The sequence below is a fragment of the Salinicola sp. genome (genome assembly GCF_982684285.1).
Window position 1 is genome coordinate 1 of sequence record NZ_CEXLVS010000487.1, and the last position, 1,243, is coordinate 1,243.

The 1,243-nt window shown below is 43.4% G+C and carries 1 protein-coding gene; it reads left to right on the forward strand.

Translation table 11 applies throughout. The annotated features are described in order from the left end of the window. A partial coding sequence (locus AC3AYF_RS21340; RefSeq protein WP_487780472.1) for a PDZ domain-containing protein occupies window positions 1-874 on the forward strand: 874 nt, incomplete at its 5' end. Window positions 875-1,243 lie beyond the last annotated feature (369 nt).

Here is a 1,243-nt window from a genome sequence, read left to right on the forward strand (position 1 = left end):
CGCCATCGGTAACCCGTTTGGTCTCAGCCATACCGTGACGTCAGGCATCGTCAGTGCGTTAGGCCGTAGTGGTTTAGGCATCGAGGGTTATGAAAACTTCATTCAAACTGATGCTTCGATCAATCCAGGTAACTCAGGTGGGGCCTTAGTTAATCTTCGCGGTGAATTAGTGGGCATTAATACCGCCATTTTCTCTCCAGGACAAAGCGCTGGCAATATCGGTATTGGCTTTGCCATTCCAAGCAATATGGTCAAACAGGTTATTGATCAATTACTTGAATTTGGCGAAGTACGTCGCGCTTATCTTGGTGTGCAAATGCAAGATATCACTGATGAGCTCGCCAATGCCTTCGAGATTGAGTCAGGAAAAGGCGCCATTGTCACACGTATTGTTAAGGATTCTGCTGCTGAAGAAGCCGGATTAGAGGTCGGTGATGTCATTCTATCAATTCAGGGCACCACCTTGCTTAACGCCGATACTTTGCGAAATACCATCGGTTTGTTAATGGTTGGGGAAACCGTTGATTTAGAGATCTTGCGTGATGGTAAACAAAAAACGTTAAAAGCCACGGTAAAAGAAATCCAAAAACAAGTGCATCAAGGTCCGGTACATCCAAAATTATCCGGCGCCACGTTTGGTGATATTGAAGAGTCCTCGCCTTATTTTGGCCAGATCGCAGGCGTAATGGTGTATTCCGTCAAGCGTGGTGGTCCTGCATGGAATGCTGGTTTGCGGGCTAATGACATTATCACTTCGGTCAATAAACAGCCCATTGATAATTTAAAGGACTTCAAACCGTTGGCACATAACGGTAAAGAGTTGTTATTGAATATCACACGTAAACAACGAGCCATGTTCTTGCTACTGAGATAAAAAAATCCCGCTGGAAGCGGGCTTTTTTTATACGTTATCCTAATACTAAATTAGGTGACATGACTAACAATTCAACTATGCTAATGTAACTTTGATAACCAGTAGTTGTCATAGTTATTAGATTGATCAAGTACAAATTTTGACGACCGTTTTCTAACTCAACCCGAGCTCTATAACAAAGCAAGGAAATGAATATGGACATACAAAGTTATCTCAATCATCGAATCCCATCTCAACTATCCATTCGCCACGCCGCTTTGCTTAAGCCTTTCAACTGGCTTGCTCTAGCATGGCAGGATCTAAGTCATCATCCAAAAGCCAGTCTGGCGCATGGCCTTGCTGTCTCCGCTTTAATATTAATATCCCTAA